Origin of the sequence: Legionella pneumophila subsp. pneumophila str. Philadelphia 1 (assembly GCF_000008485.1) — a bacterium.
Taxonomy (GTDB): domain Bacteria; phylum Pseudomonadota; class Gammaproteobacteria; order Legionellales; family Legionellaceae; genus Legionella; species Legionella pneumophila.
This window is the reverse complement of the sequence record NC_002942.5, coordinates 141,566-163,283: the sequence shown is the minus strand read 5'-3', so window position 1 is coordinate 163,283 and position 21,718 is coordinate 141,566. Positions and strand designations below refer to the sequence as shown.

The following is a 21,718-nucleotide window of genomic DNA, read 5'->3' as shown; positions in this document are numbered from 1 at the left end:
ACCTCTATGCTACTATTAAGCATAGAGGTGATAAATATGCCAGATCATAACTCATCAGATATTCCGTTATCGCAGCAAATAGATGAAGTCAGGGGATTGCTCCTTAAAGCCCTTAAAGCGCAATTGGATGATCTGATAGCTGGAAAACTCACACCACAACCAAGTGGCGTTCCTTTTGTTCATTTTGAGAAGGATCCACCACAAATTGCAACTCTAAAAAAAGTCATTAATTGTCTTTATCATGCTGAGGAAGCATTTAAAAGCTGGGAAAGCATTGATACCAGTACGCTATTGGGTAAAGCCAAAGCAGCACCCAAATTAATCCGTGCACTAACCCAGATATACAAATCCCTGGGTTTACTTGATGAGGCTACCCCTGAAATAAGGAGTGTCATAGCCGACAATTATCATTTACTTGAACCGCTGTTTACTCAAGCTTATACCATCGTGCAAGAGTCTGGCTGGCTATCAGAATTCATGGAAATGGATGTGACCGATAAAGCATCCAAAGTGATCTTCCAAGGGATGGATTTATTGGGTCCCGATATCGATAAATGGCATGATACGCATCCTCTTGTTGACGCCTTTGCAAAAATATCAAAACTGGTAGAAACCATATCCAAACTACAAGAAAAGGACATGCCAGGAAAAGAGAAAGAACAAGCGGTAGAATTGGTTCGCGCCTTACTTGATGACCTGGACAATAACCCTTTTATCAGCAAATTAAGTATCAGTGATTTTGAAGACTCAAAAGCCATAAAGGATTTATTAGAATGGTTTAAGAACATACAAGACGATGGTTTTGATTTTAGCAAGAAATCCATTAAGCAATATGTTTCCTGGGCTAATCACTATTTACCCACATTAATCACCTTCGCTGATCAACTGGAACGACAAAACTATTTAAAACCAGGCAGTTTAAGTACCAATTTGTGTTCTCAAATAGAGCATTTAGGCAAGCAAGTGAATGGCATACTATCTGAACCTAATTTTGGTATTACTGAGCGCGTTGTATCCATAGAATCATTGAAGGGGAAAAGAGAGCAACAAATTCATAATGCTCAGGCCAACAGTGTGCGAGCTATCATGGCTACCGAAAAACAGCAAGCGGCTACTGCTGATTTTTATCGAATCCTGGAAGCCTATAAGGGCATGAATCTTTCACAAGTTACAGAGCCGGATCGGATATTACTAAGACAATTATATCCCCAAATACAAACGGCACTGGCTCATGCCAGTTTAGATCTTGAAAATCTGTTAACCTCTGTTTTAAATACTACCGGCCCTGAAAAAACCCCAGCCAAACCCAAATCATGGTGGGAATTAGCCAAAGGTGGTTTAGGTTATGTAGCCAGTTATGTGGTCAATTACAACGTTGATAAAATCCTTGGAACCAGGGAGTCTGTTGATCGTTTTCTGTCAAGCCAAATTGCGTCCGAGCAATTTAAGATCCTGATTGCTGAAAAAGCTCGTGAAAAATTAAGGACAGGATCAGATAAGCTAGAAGAAACCGCACTGCAATATAAAGCTGAAGTTCGTGTCAATGCTATAAAATCAACTCTGAGAAAACAACCCTTGCAGAGGGAGGCTCCTCCATCCACATTTGTTGCAGTGAAACCTTCGAAATTAGTCAATCTTCGTGGAACACTAACTGCCATTCAGGAAATGCAATTATCGACTACAGTAAACAGCACAAGAACAAATGTCGATACTCTGATTCATCGCCATTTGCCAGAAAAATATCAAGCCTGTTTTTCAACTCTTCCGTATCAAGTCAATGAAAAGGATCCTGAGTTGGTGAAACAAATTAAAACCATTGAAAATAATTTGTTTCAATTAGAAAAAGCACTTAAAGATTTTGAAAAAATCGATTTGAGCTATGGAATTATGATCCGATTGCATTATTTTATCGCAATCGCTTCTGCAGCTTCCAAACTAAAATCAAGTGTCAAAGAACTTTCACCAGAGGGTCAAAAAGCACTAGCTCCACTGTTGCAACAAATTATGACTTTAGGGTCATCTTTCTCAGACACCAATTATACAACTAATGACTTATCCGCCTTGCAACAATTAAAAACAGAAGGCCAAGCCAGGCCCGGAAGTCCACTCGGAACATCTCCGGAAAAAACAAAAACATTACCTGAAGAAACTATAAAGGGAAATGACAAAAAACCAAAAGAAAAAACGACTGAATTATTGGATTATGCTGATAAAATCAGTACTGCTCGGACATTGTTATTAAGTAAGTTTAAATCCACCTTATCTCCCGCCATAGCCGACAGTTTAAACCCACAGGAACATGGCGTTCCGTTTATTCATCTTGATCAAGACCCGCCTCAAACAGCGGCAATAAAAAAAATCATCAACAGTATGTATCATGCGGAGTGTGCTCTTAAAACCTGGCATGGCATAGATACCAGCACTAGATTAGGTAAGATTGCTGCAGCACATCAAGGCGTAGCAGCATTATCCCAAGTGTACAAATCATTTGCGTTGTTTACTGAGGATTTCTCAGACATTCACAATTTAATTCGTGAGAATCACGATTTAATAGCACCTGTGATCATCGAAGCAAACAAGCTGGTTAAAGAGTATGGATGGGCAAGTCAATTCAGTGAACTTGACGTCGCCCAAAAACTGGGAAGCATTTTAGGTCAGGGAATTAATACAGTTCAACCTAAAACGGATGAAATAACCCAAACCGCTTCACTGGTTAAATTATTTTCAGAAATTCCAAGGCTACTGAACAATATTTCAAGTTCATTGGATGAAAACGCTGAGAAATCAGTTGATGAGTTAAGAATCAACAGCAAAAAAATTGAAGCCATTGGCGCAGTATTTGAATTGTTTTTTGAAGAAAATGCCTACTTAATGAGCATGTTTAAAGGATTCAGCGCTATCTCAGGTCTTATCGAATTAAATAAAAAAATTCAACGCGAAGGAAACAACCTGCAAGAAATCACTATTCGACAATACCAGAAATGGTTAAAAGAAGGTTATCCCAATTTGATGATGATGCTTGATGAAATTGAGACACGCCACTACTTAACCCCAGGCCTGTTATCAGCACCTATTGCCCTGGAATTAGACCAAATTAACGACAAGCTTAATGAAATTATTGAAACCAAACCTGATTTTAAATTACAAAAAATTCCTCTTTCATTCTATATGGGAGATAAGCGCATAGAGCGCTTAATGACTAAAAAAACGGAACACTGCCTCGCATTGCTGCAAATAGAAGAGCAAAAAAAAGCAGTGAACACTTTTTTCGGGATACTTAAACACTATTCAGGCCAACCGCTGTCAAACATAAAGCCAAATGAGCTCGCTCAATTGCGTCTTGCTTTTGTTAAGATTCAATCCGCAATGGCGAATAGTAATTTGGAATTAAGCAATGATTTTGTTGCTGCTTTAAATCAACTTGAAACGTCCCCATCTGAAGAAATAAATAAAATCAAAGTTACAGTCTCTCAATTGATAAAATTGCAACCTGCTGTTGAAAACAATTTAAGCGAACAGAAAAAATCCAGTGAATTAAAAATTGCAGTCATTGATAAAGCCATAGAGCACGTTATAGCCAAATCTTTCGAGTTAAAATCTGATGTATCAAAAGAAATCAATATACCCCAGCTGCGCAGAACATTTTTAGAAACTGAAAGCAAGAAGCCTATTGTAGGTCCTGGGGAATTAAAACCAACATCGGTCTCATCTCTCAACACCGTTCGTGGTAATTTGGCTTACATTCAAGAATTAAAATTATCATCCACTGTGGGTATGATACGAGAGCAATTTTCGGCTCTTACCAGAGATAATTTCTCCACTCGAATGCAAAAATATTTAATCAAACCTCCAGGTAAGCCTTTGCATGTGATAAATGACAAAGATCCGCTCATGGTAAGGCAAATTAAAGAAGTCGAAAACAGTTTATATCACCTGGAAACCGCTTTAAAACAATTCGAGCAAATGAAAAAGAGCGACAGCTTTGTATCGCAAACAAAAGCGTTGGTAGAAATTGCAAACCATGCTCATGAATTAAAAATGGCAGTGGAACGATTTTCACCCGAGTTAAAAGAGCATTATGGCCCAGTAGTTCGTACCGCATTGAGCTTCAGCAATAAAGTTCAATCCATCAATTACAACAAAGAGGATTGGGCTGATCTTCAGTTTATTCTGAATAGAGCCCATAAAGAATTGTTAAAAAGAAAAACTCCAAGAGACCATCGTATTGAAAAAGCTTTTTTTGAAGCCGGGATTCGTGAAGTACAAATCGATCGGACTGAATCAGCAGGAAAAAAAGCCGCAAAACTGGGTGTAAAATACGCGCATCTGGCCTCCCCTCAGTTAGAGAAAGCAAGAGCCTATTTAAGTTCCAGATACAAAAATGCGTTTGGTCAACAACCTAAGGCTATTCGTTCGTTGACTCGAGAACAATTAGCAAATGAAGAATTTATGGACGCTGAAATTAGCAGATTGAAAAAAACATTGGAAGAGAAGTATGGTTTTAATATTGCAACGATCAAAGTTCTTCTTGCTTTATTAGAACAAATTCAACGGGCTGGAGCTCAGGCTGCTGAGGTAGCCGGTATGGTCAATACCTTGGTTACTTATGACTTCCCCAAGATAAAAGAAAATGCGTATAGGGATTTACTGACAAAATTATCTCAGGAAGAAGACTATCTGAATTTAAAACCAGGCACATTAATTAATCCAGCCATGGCTGCAGTCAACCAATTATTCTTATCTGCAGCCCTGGAATTGGACATGCCTTTTAGTAAAAAATTATCTATTCTGGACGATACCACTTATGTCAATATTCTCGTCAGACAAACCGAAAGCGATCTGCAAACATTAAGGAAAAAGCTATCCGAAGATCCCTCGAATCATGAAATAGCATTTGAAATTGAGATTAAGAACGATAAACTAGCTTTCCTCAGGCAACAGATGGTGTTGCTTGAAGATAAAAACCCCAATCAAACCAGAAATGTCTTATTGGACATGCAGTTCGAGGTGTCATTACGTAATCACCTTGTTTATACAACGCTTAAAGCACCCATTGCCCAGGAATATGAACAAATTGCCAGAGAATATTACAAAAAAAACAAAAATCGCTTTCTGTATGCCGATGACTGTTCAAAAGAGTTGCTGCAAGGATTGAAAGAATTTGAAAAAAAACATTTGCCTGATCATTTGATAGTTTTTGAAGCCTACGACAGGCTTCGCCTATTCAGTGCAAAACTTCCCCCTAAAAATCAGGATGTCAAAGAGTATATTGAGAACATCAATAGAGAATTACAAAATAGAGATATCCCTATAGAGCAACGTGCTATAAAAGTTAAATCATTACCTAATGACGCTGTCTTTATTGAAAAATTAAGTTCAGCAGATAAAGGCACTCATTTCCTAAGAAAATTCATTCAGTTCATTACAATCATTACAGCAAGCATCACTGAAGCAATAAAAACCGGGGGCAGTTTGATTTATATTTATCGCCAAAAGCAAATGGAACAATCAATAAAGAATATAGAAAAATCGATAAGCCTTAAAGAAGAACTTCATACCATAAAAAATACTGATGGCGCTTCACCCCGCAAGGGAGAAGGGCAAGAAGGTGAAATCGAATTTACCAAATTGTAAGACTCAATAAGCCATATTGGTAAAAAATGATTCTATACTCTGGACTTACCCCGTGAACAGTGTGTAAACAGTAATGGCAAAAATATTGATGTGAAATGCCTAAGGTTGTTTTAAAATCATAAAGTAAGCATCGACATAATCGGGTAAATCTCGAGTAGCCCTGTACAAAACGTCCTTTCCTGCAAAGCTTCCTGCCAAATAATCAATTTGGTATAAATTATTATTAAAAGCCCCCCCAGTATCAGCCAGGATGCCCATTTTAGTCATTGTGCGTCCTGATTTGTCTTGATACTGAATCATTAGTAATTTCCCTAAACCAAACTCAGCCAAATCAGCTGCAAAGGTCACCTTGGGGTTAACCGTAATTTTGTATTCAGCGTCCTTACCATAACCCTTAATTCCATCGACTTCCTTGAAATACCAAAATCGCTCCTGCTGATAGGGAGTTTTAGTTCGATCATAAGCAATATTATTACTACGATGGACATTAAATATTCTCTTGCCAGCAGTCGGTCCAAAATCCGCGACAACGGTACCTTGCAGTAAAGCCGCCTCCAAATCATCTCGACTTAAATAAGCCAATTCGCTAACCGGTTGATTTTTAAGAGCACCGGATAATATTGCTTGCTTACCATATCTGAAACGGATTAGTCCTGGTTTGGCATTTGCTTTATCCAGAGTCAAATTCTGCTCGTCTTCGGGCAAAGCGTACAAAGGATAGGGTTTCGCGGAGCTTGGTTTGGTACTGGCACCAGCCAAATGCACAAAATATTTAGTCATCAATATCTTATCTTTGGGTATATTTTGTAATAATGGTTTATTGGCGGATAATTGTTTGGCTTGGCTTAAGTCAGGATACCATCGAATAAAGTCGAAATGTTGTTTTACAAAATCTGGGTTATTTAATTTTTTTTGGTTTTGACAAATAAATTCCAAGGTTTTTTTCACTCTGTCTAAAGAAATCTTAATGACTTTTCCATCGTGAATCACTTGGGGATCATAATTTTTGCCTTTATTTAAGTAGGCTAAAGTATGCTTTGCTGTACTGCATAATTCAGTTCCCTTAATGTCATATACTCCATTCAAGGCAGGTTGGGATGGAAAGAATTTTGGCGCAGCCCATAGTGGAGAAATAAACAGCACTGCTAAAAATAATGTCGCTATTCGCATTTACTCTGTTGTTTCCTTTTTCTCTTCTGCTTTTCGAGACAATCCTAATTTTTCTTTTAAACGGGCTACAGCATCCGGATCATATTGCTTTGGTGCTTTATGTTTGACTACGACGGATGGTGACTTGGCGGATTGCATTGCCACATTTTGTGAGGCATAGGTAGAGCTTCTGAGAGGATATATTGGCAAAAGAGGCTCAGGATGAGAGTCAAACGAATTCATTGGCTTAACGCTGGAAACTGCACTTGGCTGACTATTTACATGCGAATGATTAGCCGCTTTTGCATTCACTTGTTTGCGAGCATTTTTAACACTCTTTTCCACGCGTTTTTTAATTTTCATGGAAGCATGCTCAGCTTCTTCCTCAGTAACCTCGGCTACTGGATTTCCGTGCAAATCAATACGGACTTCACGAGCTTTCAGGCAAGCCAGATAATCAAGACGACGGGTAAAAAGAACAACAGCTTCCCTTAATTTACTTTTAGAAATTCCAACTTGCTCTGCTTTTTCTGCATGCTGCAATATATCAGACATAATACCAATCTTTAATGGCCGAATACGCAAAGAATTATCGAATGCCTCAGGGAAATTAGCCGCAAGCCATAATAATGCGTCAGATCGCGCTCGCTTGGATTGATTTTTTTGTGCTTTATTGATGACAGCGGTTCGTGGGTGCAGCGCCTGCTTTCTCATTCTGGTACCCTTATTGTGTTTAGTCTATTGGCATGAAAATTATCAAAATCATTTGATTTGCAAAAGTCTGTTGACCTTGAATGTATGATAGTCATATCTTGAAGTCAGATGGTGTAAATTATGCTATTAGTTACTCGAGGAATGAGCGCACAATGTACAATGTTTATTGGTTGTTTGCAAGCCTTCTTTATTATTTCCATTAAGCCGAATACCTTTTGATTTGTATCCAATTAGCAAAATACATTATGATATGTCTATAATTAACTTAAGTCAGATAGAATAGCGCAGAGGATGCTTGATAGATTGCTAAATAAAGGAACCTTATCGCTCAATAATGTATTAATGGTGATTACAAAATGAGGATAATACTTTCAATTCTTGCTATATTTATACCGTGGTTGGTTTTATTGATTAAAGACAATCCAGGCGGAGCTGTCGTTGCGTTGATTATGCAAGCAACACTAATTGGATGGCCTTTTGCTTCAATCTGGGCATGGCGGGCAGTCAACCCACTTACTCCGACGTCTCAATCCAAACAATAAGTATCCCAATCCTGTTTTTATTCAACATATAACTAAATCAGGACTTAAGAAAAATGCCAAGTCTAGGCAAAAAATGTTTTTAATGAGAGAGTTTAGATAGGCTCAATGACCGAATTAAAAATTTTTTTATAAAGAGATTGGGGTTTTTCGGAAATCATGTAAATAATTCGGAGTGATAAATGCGAACACGTATCATTGTTAATGGTGCCAATGGAAAAATGGGGATACTAGCCTGTGAAACATTGGAAAACCATGAACAGTTTGAAATAGTAGCCAAACTAAGCAGACAGGACAATCTTGGGCAAAGTATACTGGACACCAAAGCACAAATAGTTGTTGATTTGACAAGAGCAGACTGTGTCTATGAAAACTCTTTAACCATTATTAATCACGGCGCTCGACCGGTTATTGGGACATCGGGGTTGGTTGAAACACAAATCGATGAGCTCACCAAACTGTGTGAAATAAAACAAATAGGTGGAATTATTGCACCTAATTTTTCTCTCGGTGCCATTTTAATGATGATTCTCGCCACAAAAGCTTCTGAATATTTTTCAGAGGTTGAAATTATTGAAGGCCATCATCAACAAAAATTGGATGCGCCATCAGGGACTGCTTTAAAAACTGCAGAAATGATAGCCGCGGCGCGCAAAAAACCCAAAAACAAACTTCCATTAAAAGAATTAACCCCTGGGGCCCGAGGCGGCTCTCATCATGATATTAATATTCATTCCCTTAGACTGCCTGGGTTGCTTGCTCGACAAGAAGTCCTCTTTGGCAACATAGGCGAGACACTCTCCATTACACATAACAGTATAGATCGCCGTTGTTTTATGCCGGGAATTGTGCTGGCCTGTCAAAAAGTATTGAATTTAAATAACCTGGTTTATGGTCTGGAACATTTGCTTTAAATTGCAAAAACCAGGTTGACCCGTATTACTGTCGGGCATACGGGTCTCCTTTTCACATATCACCCCTTGATATGGAACGTTTCCCAACTCAATTTTTTAAACATTACACATAAACCAAGCCACTGTTTTCTCTTTTGGAACTCTCAAACAAAGAAGACCATTCTAAAATGGCTTCTTCTGCCAATGTTTGTAATGTGGTTTCTGATGACAGGGGCTGTAATAATTTCCTAATACGATCATAGACTGAATTGGTTGCTGTAGTTCTTGATGAGTCGCTTTCTGGCCGATTTAAAACAGCTGCAAATATTTTTCCAATCCGAAGAACATTATCATTGCCCGAGTTTTCATCATGCATTACTTCACGAATATTGAGTATTCCAGTAGGTGTTGAGCTCACATCTTTATCAGAGAACCAACGTAATTTCCAGGAATCTTTGCTTGATTTTTGAAATCTGCGCTCCTCATTGATTAAAGCGCTTAGTACATCATAAAGCATTGTACACATTTTTTCGCCTAGCTGTTTGGCAATTAACAAGCAATGCAATTCGTTTTCTGGTAGAAAAAAGGAACGCAAATCCTTGCTAATATTCTTCACTTCATTATCAGTGGCTAATCGGTCATCATAGGCTAATGCTTTCTCAGTGCCCAAGCGCTCGTTAATGGCCTCAGCGATATCGTTTGGCCAGTACCAATCAGGCGTTTTGATTCCCTCTGAACCTGGCGCATTTTGCCCTGCAAGCTCATGTTGATGTCTGGAGATATAAAGATCTACAACAATATTGATGAAATTGACTCGTTCTTGTTTTTCTTTGGGAATTCCAAATTTAGGCCAATTTCCATATTTTGCTTTATACAAAATCATCGCATCAGTATGCAATAACTCTACTGCTTTTCTGTCTTTACCACTGACACAGGAGCCATAGCTATAGCCGCCCATGTTGAGAATAATCAGTTCTTCCAAAGAGCTAAGAAATAATTCCCTGCCATCGTAATCCCAAAATGTTGCAGAGCCTAAAGGCGACTCTAAAACGGCCTTATAATCATCGATTAGCGCCTGCAATCCAGGCTTGGAAGACGCATATTTCTGCGCTGCTTTTAATAAAAACTCGCTGTCTGTATCCGTTGCCTGAGTATAATAATAACGCTTGGCAATATTAAAAGGATGATTATGCTGGAATATTTCATGCCTGCGTTTGCTCCGGGTAACCGCTTCTCGGGCAATTTTATACAACTCCAGATCAGGAGGTAATTCCGGTAAAAAGTCTGTAACCACCGTTGGAATATAATCTACTGCATGGATAGGGCTAATTAATGTTTGCAATAACAAAGGCTGCTGAGGTTTGGCAAATTCCATCACCTTAACCAGATTAGAGTCAACATGACGCTGCTGGACATCCTCAGGAAATTTTAACGAATCACGGCTGGCAACATGGCTTGAACGATACCTCTTGTCATAAAATAAAGTTTCTTTACCCTCATCATCGATTAAATATAAACTGTGCGCACCATAATTGCCTGGAGCAGGCAAAGTTCGGTGCCGGCTTGATAAATAAGATACGACATCCTCAATCTTTTCTGCATTTTTGAGAGCATATTCCAAAAAGTATTGTTGTTTCTCGGACAAAACCCAATACCACTGTGGAAGCTTAGGCACTAGGCTCAAAGTCGATGCGTATTGATCATTCCTGGCCTGCTCAACCATAAATTTTTTAAACTCTTTTAAGCTGGATTTAATCTCATGTGGAGTAGCAGACAAGACGCGAATCATGGCTTGCTGAGCAGGGCTTAATTCATTGAACCAGGAAGGATAAGGCGGTGAGTTGGTATGTATTTGATTTAATTCCGTGGTCAAATTCAGTGACCTTTTTGCAATATCTCCCCAATTGCCAAAAAATGTATTAAAGTGCTGCAGCGCTTTTTTAGGATCAACAGAACTTAAATTCAGATTACAATAATAAGCTTGTTGATAGGGCGGCAGATTTTTAAACCAGGCAGGTGTTTTAGGAAAATTATATTCTTTTAATTGTTTTAATTCACTTAGCCATTGTTCATAAACGGGAGAAAGGGATTCATCATATTGCAAAACATACTTTGTCTCACTGCCCATTTCAATAGGCATTATGGTAGCGATATCGCTACGACCCCGACTCATTAAGACATACTGCTCTGCTTCATTAAGGCTGGCTATCGCCTCTTTGACTGCCTTACCTTTAGGCCATTTCCACGCGATTGCAATAGCTTCAACCAATTTGGCCGTAAATCGTTCGAGCTCAAGATGCAACTCTTCTAATGTCAGTTTTTCCAGGTCACATGAAGCCTTGCATTCTGCGGCATAAGTACTTAAGGTTGCAACCGTCAGAGAAGTATGTTTTGGATCGAGGGGGTAAGCTTTTAAGATAAATGAAAAGGCATCATGAAGGCTGTCTATCCGGCGAGCGATGCTTTTACGATAATCTGGCTGCTCTTTGAAATACTCTACTTTGTAACCAGGTAGAAGTCGCTCTAGTGTATCAAATACCTGAGGAGATAATATTGTATTTTCCAAAACACGTAAAATTATACCTTTTCCCATAGCTTAATTCCCTTACTGCCTTAATTTCCTCATTATTGTATAAATAATTCAAAGTGACAATGTTTTGAATTAACAATTGAATTATATATTTACCCTAAGATATCAGGAAGTTAATTGCCTTAATAGCATTACTTCATGCTAAACTAGTTTTTTTGGAGGAATAGTAAAAGGATAGCTATGAAAAGTATAGAGGATTTTACAGGTTTTTCAGAATCCGGGATTGATGATGCCATTCAAAATGCCTTAAAAAAAGCAGGTAATCCAACTCATTTTGAAGTCGTTGAAACACTAGGTTCACAAGATAGCCAATCAGATCGACGATATCAGGTAACGCTTAAAACACTGAGTGATTAATCATTAAGTAACGGCAATCATTGGCTAGAAATAAATGACAAAAATTTAATGTCAATTCTGTTTCTATAACTATTATCTAGCTACTGCCTTTCAATACAAGGAGTTTAAAAATGGGATACAATGTGCCTCACTATATTGGTGGACAACTTATTAATGAAACGGATACTGAAGCTCAAGCCATTTATAATCCTGCTCTGGGTGAAATTATTGGCCAAGTCCATTTTGCGTCAAAGGCAACCTGTGATAGAGCTGTGGCTATTGCCAAAGCGGCAGGAAATGAATGGTCGCAAACCCCTGCTATAAAAAGAGCGCGAGTTTTATTCCGATTTAGGGAGTTGCTGGAAAAATACCAAATGGATCTGGCACGAATAGTCACTCGTGAGCACGGCAAAACGCTGGATGATGCGAAAGGATCGGTGGCCAGAGGCATTGAGGTAGTGGAGCTGCACTGCGGGCTCGTCAACGAGCTAAAGGGAGATTTTTCTGCTGAAGTGGCCAGCCATATTGATTGCCATACTTTTCGACAACCCTTGGGAGTATGTGCCGGAGTATCTCCATTTAACTTTCCTGTCATGGTACCCATTTGGATGATGATTCCTGCCATTGCTTGTGGAAATACCTTTATTCTTAAACCTTCCGAGCAAGATCCCTCTGCGCCTGTCCGTTTATTGGAACTGTTAAGTGATGCCGGTTTGCCTCCGGGCGTTGCCAATTGTATCCAGGGTAATAAAACGACTGTCGAGCATTTACTGGCTCATCCGGATATAGCTGCCTTTACTGCGGTCGCCTCCACTCCTGTTGCCGAATACATCTATACCACTGCAGCAGCCTATGGAAAGCGGGCACATACTTTTGGCGGAGCTAAAAATCACTGTGTGGTTATGCCTGATGCCGATTTAGACCAGGCAGCTAACGCTATCGTCGGAGCAGCCTATGGTTCGGCAGGAGAACGTTGTATGGCTTTATCTGTCGTTGTAACGGTTGGTCAACATACCGCTGATGCCTTGATCAATAAAATTTCCCCCCTCATTCGAGCCATTCGCGTAGACGCCGGAGATGTTGAGGGCACTGATATGGGTCCTCTTGTCAGCCAGGCTCATCGACAAAGAGTTTTGGCCGCTATTGAAAAAGGGGTTAATGAAGGTGCCCGCTTGATTATCGATGGCAGAACCTTTCAACATCCTCAATACCCACAGGGTTTTTACCTGGGACCCTGCTTGTTTGATGAAGTAACTGAAGAAATGTCTGTCTATCAAAATGAAATTTTTGGACCTGTACTGGTTATCGTGCGAGTCAACCATTTTGAAGAGGCTCTTGCTTTAGTCAATAAACATCAATACGGAAATGGCACTGCTATTTTCACTCGGGATGGCTTTACAGCACGTGAGTATAGCCAGCGAGTTCAAGCAGGCCTGGTCGGGATTAATATTCCAATACCCGTTCCCATTGCCAACCATCCTTTCGGAGGCTGGAAGCGCTCTGTGTTTGGAGATACCAACATGCACGGAGAAGAAAGTATTCATTTCTATACTCGACGCAAAACGGTTACCAGCAAATGGCCAATAACCGAATTAAAGGATAGCAGCTTTGCCATGCCCACTCATGATTAATCATGCTTATTACGGAGAAATATATGGCTAATATTGGATTTGTGGGATTGGGTCATATGGGTTTTCCAATGGCCATTAATCTTTTGAAAGCCGGTCATAGTGTCATGGGCTATGATTTGCAACAATCAGCACTTGAGCATTTTGCTGAACAAGGAGGAACTATTGCTCATAACTTGCAGGAATTGGCAAAAGGCAAAGATGTCATTGTTACTATGTTACAAACCGGACAGCAAGTTTTACATGTATGCCTTGGTGTAGATGGTATATTCAGTCAGTTAAATGCTGGCTCATTGTACATCGATTGCTCTACAATTGATGTAAAAAGCTCTCGAGAAACTCATCAAATAGCGAAAGAAAATCATCTTCTGGTCGTCGATGCTCCCGTCTCTGGCGGCGTAGCGGGGGCCACTGCAGCCACGTTAACATTCATGGTTGGTGGTGAAGCCGAGGCTTATAATGCGGCGCATCCCATTCTCTCTGCCATGGGAAAAAAAATCATCCATACAGGCGGTGCAGGCAGTGGGCAAGCAGCCAAAATTTGCAATAACATGATATTGGGTACCACGATGATCGCCATATCAGAAGCGTTCATTCTGGCGAAAGAACTAGGGCTGTCTGATGGAAAATTATTTGAGGTGGTAAACAATTCATCGGGTCAATGTTGGGCTATGAGCAAATACGTCCCTGTACCAGGAATATTGGAAAATGTTCCTGCAAACAATGATTATAAGCCAGGGTTTGCAGCAAACATGATGTTGAAGGATTTGTTATTGAGTCAAAATACTGCGAAATCAGTACACATTGAAACACCCCTTGGCGCCAAAACAACTGAAATTTATCAACAATTTGTCGATCAAGGCCTTGGTGATATCGATTTTTCAGCCATTATTAAACACATTGGCAAAATACAAGAGGTGTAGCATGCTTCCCGTTCATCTAAAGCACCCTCATTTAACAGCTACAGAAGAATATCTATCTGAATTTTGGTCTGAAATTGCCGCACAAACCATTGACTGGATACAACCTTGGAGTATCACCCTGCAGGGAGGATTACACAAAGGCGATGTGAAGTGGTTTCAAGGCGGCTTACTCAATGTTAGCGCTAATTGTCTGGATAGGCATTTACCCCATAAAGCAAATCAAACAGCCATCATTTGGGAAGGTGATGATGAAAACCAAAATAAAACCCTGACTTTTGCGCAGCTTTATTCTGAAGTATGCAAAATGAGCAATGTGTTAAAAAGCCTAAATGTTCGCAGAGGGGATACGGTAGGCATTTACCTACCCATGATTCCTGAAGCGGCCATTGCCATGCTGGCTTGTGCTCGTATAGGAGCTATTCATACCGTTGTGTTTGCCGGGTTTTCGGCCCATGCATTGCAGCAGCGATTAATAGCCTCTTCCTGTAAATGTTTAATCACTGCGGATGCGTTTCAACGCGGTGGAAAAACTATCCCTTTAAAGAAACAGGCTGACGAAGCCAGCGTGGACTTAAATATCACCAAGCTGGTTGTTAAAAATTCAAATGCCCCAACGGCACTAAATAAGAACAAAGAACATTGGTGGCATGAGCTAAAACAAACCGTATCGGATCAATGCACGCCGGAACCAATGAACACCGAAGATCCCCTGTTTATTCTCTATACTTCCGGAAGCACGGGACAGCCGAAAGGAGTGGTACATACCACAGGCGGCTATTTAGTGCAGGCCGCTTATACGCATCAACTGATATTTGCTTGTCAGGATAATGAAGTATTTTGGTGTACTGCTGATGTCGGTTGGATTACAGGGCATAGTTATGTCGTCTATGGCCCTCTCTGCAATGGCATTACCACATTGATGTTTGAAGGAATACCCACGTGGCCTGACGCAGCAAGAAACTGGCGCATCATTGATAAGCACCAAGTGAATGTGTTCTACACAGCTCCCACAGCCATCCGCTCCCTGATGAGAGCTGGCGATCAATGGCTAAACTCAAGCTCAAGAAGTTCTCTTCGTTTACTGGGTTCAGTGGGTGAGCCAATTAACCCGGAAGCATGGAATTGGTATCACCAAAAAGTTGGACAAGGGAAATGCCCGATAGTGGATACATGGTGGCAAACTGAAACCGGAGCTATTATGATTAGTCCCAGAGCCAGTGATGAAGTGATCAAACCAGGCTCTGCTCGTAAACCTATTCCGGGGATCGTACCACTCCTGTTAAATGAGCAAGGACATGAAATTAATGGCGCTGGAGAAGGCCTTTTGGCTATCAAATACCCATGGCCTTCTATGGCAAGAACCATTGCAGGAGATCACCAAAGATACTGTAACACTTATTTATCCAACGGCTATTACATCACTGGTGATGGAGCCAAACGAGATGAAGATGGAGATTATTGGATTACAGGCCGAATTGATGACGTACTTAACGTTTCCGGCCATCGATTGGGTACTGCTGAAATTGAATCAGCATTGGTCAGCCATCCTAAGGTTGCTGAAGCTGGCGTTGTAGGTATTCCTCATGATTTAAAAGGTCAAGCAATATTTGCCTATGTCATTCTGAAGCAGGGAAATAAGCCTGATGCCGAGCTCCAAACTGAATTGATGGAGCGAGTCAAAGATCAAATCAGTGCTATCGCCAAACCAGATGTCATTCAGTTTGCAAATGATTTGCCGAAAACCCGTTCAGGTAAAATTATGCGCCGAATACTAAGAAAAATTGCTTGTAAAGAAGTGTCGCACATTGATGAGCTGGGTGATTTAACAACTCTTGCTAACCCTCAGATCGTTGAGGAACTCATGAAAAATATTTTGAAGCGGTAAAAAGAACCGTCGAGCTTCACAAAGTTTATTCTGATAGCAAACAAATAAACTATGTGAAGCCTGACAACCAGTTCAAATAATATCAAATCAATTTCATCAGGCACTGACAGAGAGCGGTTGCATTGACAATGAAAAATCTTTGACAATTTTTTCAGACTCGGTGGGTACAGGAAATAATCGCCATCTCCCCGCGTATAAATTGGCTCCGCCCAAAGTACATAAAGTGACTAAAGCACTCGCTAAATCAGCAAACACTTGTTTCCAGCCACGATGTACTTCTAAAACAGGCATGACTGCATTAATGGCACGGACGCAAGCTTGATGAAAATCATTGCATTTCACATTCTTAGGCAGTTGAGAGTTTTTGAAGTGCTCTTCGGCCCTTAATAAATTATTGTAAAATGTTCTCGCTATGGGTGCCGCGCGTTTATAATTTTCATCGCCAACCGCTTTGGTTTCGAGCGTTTTAACCATACTTTCAATAGTTTTCAAGTGGTCGGAAAATTTAATTTCGGCAAGAATATTCAAAGTTTCTTTTATTGCAGCGATTTGGTCAGTAATACGCTTGCTCATTACATCAGCTTGTCTGTTAATTTCACAAATTTTATCTGTCAGAGCTATTTTGATATCACTATGATACTCATCAGATAGTTGAAGCTGTTCCCGCGCCTTAAGTAAATCTGGTTTGTTATCCACCAAATATCGAACCGATTGAATTAAATCCTGTTTTCTGGCAATCACTTCTTCAACTGTTTGGCACCTGCTAAAACTTATCGGAAATTCCCTGATTTGTTTTTCATAGCTTTTTACTACTTCTTCAGCATTTATTTTAATGATCAATTGATCAGCTGTTTCATTTATTTCTTGTTTTTTCGCTTGCAGTGCTCTTACTATGGATGGTTGCAAGTTATTACAATCCAGAACCTTTTCAGAACTTAACAAAGCTTGATTAGGTTTAACCAGATTATCAAGTTGTTGCAATAAATTATTACGCTGCCATTCTACTGCAGAAGTGGAGCTTATATCATTAAAGCGAATTACAAAATTATCAATTCTTTTTTCAACAGAATCGATAACCTTTTGCGCCTCATCAAGAAGCCGTTTTTGCAATAATTCAGCCCGCAAATTAATCTTTTCAACCTGGGCATAATAGACCATTTTTATTTTTGGATTGGCGATGAATTGTTCGCCCAAAAGATCTTCCGCTTTGACCAGTGTGTGAAGCTTTTTGTTCAACAGAATACGTTGGGATTCAATAGCTACTATGGTATCCGCATCATTAAAGTCGATTGGGAAATTTTTTATTTGCCTGACATGCTCATCTATATCCGTTTCATACTTCCTGAGAAAATCTGAACGTCGATTAGCTGCGGCGTCTATCATTCGGAGCTTACGTTCTAAAGCCCTCTGGACTTCCGGATGTCCATCAGGTAAATCCAGTATTTGCAACGCATTTTGCAATTCGCCAGAATGAACTATTTTCTTAAGTTGGCCTCTGAGCTCTTCTGCATTAAGATTAACGTGTTCTACGGTTTTAAATCCTTCAAAACTAAATGGAAAAGAATTGATTCGCTGAACAATATCTGAAATCACTCTTTTAGCATCGTCGACTCGTTGTTGCCTTAATACATTATCAATTTCTGGAATTTTTATCACAGGTTGTGGCTTGGATAAGGACTCAAACCATGATTTGAATTCGCCTGAATCTTTTAAAGCGATTTTTTTTGCGTATTCTTCTAAAGATATGCCAAATAGAACATTAATTTTTTGAGATGCGAAGACAAATAACGCTTTTGCCACTTCTGGATTAATTCGGCTTAATCTGAACAAATTTTCAAAGAATTCATCCGGATCTTTAAACGTTGCGCTGGCAAGAACGACATCAAAAAACTCCTCATCAATTGGCGATGTGTCTTTGCTTTTTAAGTACTCAATCAATAAATCTGGTAAAGTCTTTAGTGTGAGATAGTTAGCAATCGCTTTTGCAAAAAGAGCTTTTGGCGGAAATAATGCCTCTATTGATTTTTTGGAGAAAATATTGGCTATAAACAATGCTCGTAACCCTGATGCTCTTGTTAAACTAGAGGATGCTCCACCAAAGTAAAAGTTAATTAACCCGGATTCAATTTCTTGTTTCGCTTTTTCAGGCAGGTAAGCTAACTGATTGATTTTTTGCTGTATTGCAGACTTCACTATTAAATGGAGAAAAGCCTCGCCATTAAAATTTATGCCTGCTTTGGGACTTAATTTGTTTTCTTCGACTGGGTTTGATAAGGCTAACTCTGTCAAAACCTCGCCTAATAATTCTTGAGATGTTTCTTCGCGAAGAACCAGTTCAAGCAAATCCATTGCAGGGATACGGGTTAAAAATAATTTTAGGAATTCTTTTTTAGAACCATCCGCATTGGCTATGCAAGCAGTTAATGTTTTCTTTTCCTCCACTGACAATTTTAGGAAAAGTTTTTCAAGATAAGGGATTTGTTTATGCAAACTAATGCAAGAAGAAATAATTTTGTTGTCAGTTAGAAGATGCATTTCCTCCAAAGATATCAGCCTTTTCTGCAGACCAGAATTAGAAAAAATATACCTCCCCTCCTCGTTTGAAAGTGTCAATAATTTTTTTGTCAAACTGGCTCTATGGATACTGGTATTAAAAAGGCAAAATCGGCAGTTTCGTTTGTTGAGATCGTCTAATTTGTAAGTTTCTGTTTTAGAATTATCGTGCGGATTGATTAAAACAAAATCATAGTTCCCAGAACCTTTAGGAATAATTTTGTCTATTCTCAAAGCATGACGGCCATGAAATTTTCCAAAGCTATCGACTTTTCCATAAGACATACTAATATAAACAGGCTCATCAGGATTCATTAATTTCAATTTGATGATATCGTCAAGCTTTGAATATGGAATGTCTTCCGCTTGAATACCAAAGAATTTGCCTAAAAAAGCAGTGGAAGTAAAACCGGCAATTCTGTCCGGTATATCATGAGCAACAACGCTTGCCAAAGGATCAGTATTACTCCAATCTCCCGCATAATAATAGGAAACCAATCGTTCCAAAATTTTTATTGCCAGCGAATTACTTTTTACCCCGCCGTATTGATTATCAATTTCCTTTAGTCTTTCCGGGCTAATCTCAAACACATCTTCATTGTTGAGTTCATCCACGTAATGGGTGTACTTCCCTGTCATTTTATTCTTTTGCAAATTATCTTTTAGTGCCTCATGGCGTTTGATTCTTACGATAACTTTCCCATCTTCCGTTTGGGTAAACAACGATTTAATTAATTGCTCCCCATCCGCCCCAAGATTTAAAATGCAATCCAGAGATGACAAAAGATAGCAACTACCTCCAATACCTTGTCGGATGGTAATAGGGCCTTGAGTTGGGAACAAAGGTGTCATTGTGGTCCTCTTAAAATCATAACGTACAGAAAGAGGGCATTATAACAGCAAAATATTGGATAATCATTAAAAAAAATGGTCTGTAATCAATCGGAAAACCAAAACCCTAAAAGCTAATTCCACTCATACCAACGGTCAAGCAAGGAAATCAACTCCTCAACACCATCCTTTTTCACAGAAGAAAACGCTTGCACAGAAACCAAATGCTCTGCCAGCTCATAATACTGCCGAACTTTAAGTACGGCATTTTTGACTTCACTACGACTTAACTTATCTGCTTTTGTCAGTAAAATATGCACTGGGAGCTCTCTGTGCAAAGCCCAATTCACTAATATTTGATCCAAATCTTTCAATGGATGGCGTACATCCATCAACAAAATTAATCCTCTCAAACATTGCCTTGCTTCCAGATAGTGGGCTAAATTCTTTTGCCATTCCAATTTTACTTCCATTGCCACCTTGGCATAACCATAACCTGGTAAATCAACAAGGCGCCGTTGCTCATCAAGAGAAAAGAGATTGATCAGTTGAGTGCGGCCTGGTGTTTTGCTGGTTCTTGCCAAATTTTTATTATTAGTCAGACAATTTAAGGCACTGGATTTTCCAGCGTTGGAACGGCCAGCAAACGCTACCTCATACCCGGAATCTTCAGGTAATTGATTGACACGGGCTGCACTTTTTAAAAATACTGCTTTAGAATATAAATTGATTGGCATAAGATATCATTTTAGTTTTGGGATTTTGACCCAGGCAGTGTACCATTAATTGACTAAATTATTATGAGAAATCCATGAAAAAATTAGCACTCGTATTAATCCTGTGCTCTTCATCAGTGATTTTTGCCCAGGAAAACCCGCAAGAGGCTGGACAAAATAAGTCAACAGTCTGTACCGCCTGTCATGGTCCGCAAGGTATTAGTACGAATCCCGAATGGCCCAATCTTGCCGGCCAGCATGAAAAATATTTTGTGAAACAATTGAAAGATATAAAAGAAGGTAAGTCGCGCTCTGCGCCCACTATGACTGCAATAGTTGCTAATATGAATGAACAGGATATGGATGACTTGGCAGCCTATTATGCTAAAATGCCCGTTGCTGAAGGTTCAACCCCTGAAAAATATTTAAAAAGAGGCGAACAACTTTACAGAGGTGGTGATTTAAACAAACACATCGCGGCCTGTATAGCCTGCCATGGTCCTAAAGGAAGTGGAAACGCTCAAGCAGGCTTTCCCCTGCTTTCTGGTCAGCATGCAGCTTATACTATAATGCAACTGCAAGCATTTAAAGACGGGAAGCGAACGAATGACTTAAATCAAATTATGCAAGATATCAGTAGTAAAATGAGCCCAGAAGATATGGAAGCCGTTGCTTATTATATTCAAGGGTTATATTGAGGAATTGACTATGTTTAAAAAATTAATTGCCCTATTATTTCTTATGCCAATGACTGCTTTGGCAACTCAATTTATTGAAGGCAAAGATTATCAAACCGTTGCCAGCGCGCAATTGTCTACCAATAAAGATAAAACACCCCTGATTACCGAATTTTTTAGCTATGGCTGTCCATGGTGTTATAAAATTGACGCCCCACTAAATGATTGGGCAACCAGAATGGGCAAAGGCGCCCATCTTGAGCGCGTTCCAGTTGTTTTTAAACCAAACTGGGATTTGTATGCCAAAGCCTATTACACAGCAAAAACCCTGGCTATGTCCGATAAAATGAATCCCATATTATTCAAAGCGATTCAGGAAGATAAAAATCCACTGGCAACGAAACAATCGATGGTTGATTTTTTTGTTGCTCATGGCGTAGACAGAGAAATTGCCAAGAGCGCTTTTGAAAATTCGCCAACAATCGATATGCGCGTTAACAGCGGCATGTCTTTGATGGCGCATTATCAAATTAACGCCGTACCAGCCTTTGTCGTCAATAACAAGTACAAAACTGACTTACAAATGGCAGGGAGCGAAGAGCGTTTATTTGAAATTTTGAATTACCTGGTAAGAAAATCAGCCTAATTAA

General features: G+C 39.5%; 14 protein-coding genes. 9 read left to right on the top strand and 5 right to left on the bottom strand.

Translation table 11 applies throughout. The features are described from left to right. The first annotated feature begins 6 nt into the window (after positions 1 to 6). Positions 7 to 5,634, top strand: a complete 5,628-nt coding sequence (gene sdhB, locus LPG_RS00690) for a Dot/Icm T4SS effector SdhB (RefSeq protein ID WP_010945896.1) — start codon at positions 7 to 9, stop codon at positions 5,632 to 5,634. 99 nt (positions 5,635 to 5,733) lie between these two features. Here sdhB and LPG_RS00685 read toward each other — a convergent pair whose 3' ends face one another. Then, positions 5,734 to 6,804 (bottom strand): hypothetical protein, encoded by a 1,071-nt coding sequence (locus tag LPG_RS00685; RefSeq protein ID WP_010945895.1) that lies wholly within the window; start codon positions 6,802 to 6,804, stop codon positions 5,734 to 5,736. Continuing rightward, positions 6,805 to 7,497, bottom strand: a complete 693-nt coding sequence (locus LPG_RS00680; protein WP_010945894.1) for a ProQ/FinO family protein — start codon at positions 7,495 to 7,497, stop codon at positions 6,805 to 6,807. Between the two features lie 356 nt (positions 7,498 to 7,853). Between LPG_RS00680 and LPG_RS00675 the strand changes: the two genes are divergently transcribed. Both LPG_RS00675 and dapB read left to right on the top strand, forming a co-directional pair. Further along, the gene (locus tag LPG_RS00675; protein ID WP_010945893.1) at positions 7,854 to 8,039 is read left to right on the top strand and encodes a hypothetical protein; all 186 of its coding nucleotides are present in this window, start codon (positions 7,854 to 7,856) and stop codon (positions 8,037 to 8,039) included. A gap of 179 nt (positions 8,040 to 8,218) precedes the next feature. Beyond that, positions 8,219 to 8,950, top strand: coding sequence for a 4-hydroxy-tetrahydrodipicolinate reductase (dapB, locus tag LPG_RS00670; RefSeq protein WP_010945892.1), 732 nt, complete (start codon positions 8,219 to 8,221; stop codon positions 8,948 to 8,950). Between the two features lie 103 nt (positions 8,951 to 9,053). On the opposite strand, the gene LPG_RS00665 is transcribed toward dapB, so the two are convergent. Then, entirely contained in the window at positions 9,054 to 11,522 is a 2,469-nt protein-coding gene (locus tag LPG_RS00665; RefSeq protein ID WP_010945891.1) for a hypothetical protein, read from the bottom strand. A gap of 177 nt (positions 11,523 to 11,699) precedes the next feature. On the opposite strand from LPG_RS00665, the gene LPG_RS00660 reads away from it, so the two are divergent. The 4 genes from LPG_RS00660 (at position 11,700) to acs (ending at position 16,291) form a co-directional block, all read left to right on the top strand. Continuing rightward, positions 11,700 to 11,876: a dodecin domain-containing protein gene (locus tag LPG_RS00660; RefSeq protein ID WP_014840774.1), complete on the top strand. Its 177-nt coding sequence runs from the start codon at positions 11,700 to 11,702 to the stop codon at positions 11,874 to 11,876. Between the two features lie 110 nt (positions 11,877 to 11,986). Then, a complete protein-coding gene (locus LPG_RS00655; RefSeq protein WP_015444946.1) occupies positions 11,987 to 13,486 on the top strand; it encodes a CoA-acylating methylmalonate-semialdehyde dehydrogenase in 1,500 nt (499 codons plus the stop codon). 23 nt (positions 13,487 to 13,509) lie between these two features. Then, positions 13,510 to 14,406 carry a 3-hydroxyisobutyrate dehydrogenase gene (mmsB, locus tag LPG_RS00650; protein ID WP_015444947.1) on the top strand — a complete coding sequence of 299 codons (897 nt, stop codon included), beginning with the start codon at positions 13,510 to 13,512 and terminating at the stop codon, positions 14,404 to 14,406. A 1-nt stretch (position 14,407) separates the two neighbouring features. Continuing rightward, positions 14,408 to 16,291, top strand: a complete 1,884-nt coding sequence (gene acs, locus LPG_RS00645; RefSeq protein ID WP_010945888.1) for an acetate--CoA ligase — start codon at positions 14,408 to 14,410, stop codon at positions 16,289 to 16,291. Positions 16,292 to 16,387: 96 nt separating this feature from the next. Here acs and cegC2 read toward each other — a convergent pair whose 3' ends face one another. Both cegC2 and yihA read right to left on the bottom strand, forming a co-directional pair. Then, positions 16,388 to 19,696 (bottom strand): Dot/Icm T4SS effector CegC2, encoded by a 3,309-nt coding sequence (cegC2, locus tag LPG_RS00640; RefSeq protein WP_010945887.1) that lies wholly within the window; start codon positions 19,694 to 19,696, stop codon positions 16,388 to 16,390. A 113-nt stretch (positions 19,697 to 19,809) separates the two neighbouring features. Next, positions 19,810 to 20,412 (bottom strand): ribosome biogenesis GTP-binding protein YihA/YsxC, encoded by a 603-nt coding sequence (gene yihA, locus LPG_RS00635; RefSeq protein WP_010945886.1) that lies wholly within the window; start codon positions 20,410 to 20,412, stop codon positions 19,810 to 19,812. Between the two features lie 74 nt (positions 20,413 to 20,486). Here yihA and LPG_RS00630 point away from each other — a divergent pair, with 74 nt between their 5' ends. Together LPG_RS00630 and LPG_RS00625 are read left to right on the top strand one after the other, a co-directional pair. Next, the gene (locus tag LPG_RS00630) at positions 20,487 to 21,089 is read left to right on the top strand and encodes a c-type cytochrome (protein WP_010945885.1); all 603 of its coding nucleotides are present in this window, start codon (positions 20,487 to 20,489) and stop codon (positions 21,087 to 21,089) included. Between the two features lie 10 nt (positions 21,090 to 21,099). Then, a complete protein-coding gene (locus LPG_RS00625; protein ID WP_015444948.1) occupies positions 21,100 to 21,714 on the top strand; it encodes a thiol:disulfide interchange protein DsbA/DsbL in 615 nt (204 codons plus the stop codon). Positions 21,715 to 21,718: the final 4 nt, after the last annotated feature.

Coding starts and splice junctions, on each gene's coding strand:
- sdhB (WP_010945896.1), top strand. CDS start 7: ATGCTACTATTAAGCATAGAGGTGATAAATATGCCAGATCATAACTCA.
- LPG_RS00685 (WP_010945895.1), bottom strand. CDS start 6,804: ATGCGAATAGCGACATTATTTTTAGCAGTGCTGTTTATTTCTCCACTA.
- LPG_RS00680 (WP_010945894.1), bottom strand. CDS start 7,497: ATGAGAAAGCAGGCGCTGCACCCACGAACCGCTGTCATCAATAAAGCA.
- LPG_RS00675 (WP_010945893.1), top strand. CDS start 7,854: ATGAGGATAATACTTTCAATTCTTGCTATATTTATACCGTGGTTGGTT.
- dapB (WP_010945892.1), top strand. CDS start 8,219: ATGCGAACACGTATCATTGTTAATGGTGCCAATGGAAAAATGGGGATA.
- LPG_RS00665 (WP_010945891.1), bottom strand. CDS start 11,522: ATGGGAAAAGGTATAATTTTACGTGTTTTGGAAAATACAATATTATCT.
- LPG_RS00660 (WP_014840774.1), top strand. CDS start 11,700: ATGAAAAGTATAGAGGATTTTACAGGTTTTTCAGAATCCGGGATTGAT.
- LPG_RS00655 (WP_015444946.1), top strand. CDS start 11,987: ATGGGATACAATGTGCCTCACTATATTGGTGGACAACTTATTAATGAA.
- mmsB (WP_015444947.1), top strand. CDS start 13,510: ATGGCTAATATTGGATTTGTGGGATTGGGTCATATGGGTTTTCCAATG.
- acs (WP_010945888.1), top strand. CDS start 14,408: ATGCTTCCCGTTCATCTAAAGCACCCTCATTTAACAGCTACAGAAGAA.
- cegC2 (WP_010945887.1), bottom strand. CDS start 19,696: ATGACACCTTTGTTCCCAACTCAAGGCCCTATTACCATCCGACAAGGT.
- yihA (WP_010945886.1), bottom strand. CDS start 20,412: ATGCCAATCAATTTATATTCTAAAGCAGTATTTTTAAAAAGTGCAGCC.
- LPG_RS00630 (WP_010945885.1), top strand. CDS start 20,487: ATGAAAAAATTAGCACTCGTATTAATCCTGTGCTCTTCATCAGTGATT.
- LPG_RS00625 (WP_015444948.1), top strand. CDS start 21,100: ATGTTTAAAAAATTAATTGCCCTATTATTTCTTATGCCAATGACTGCT.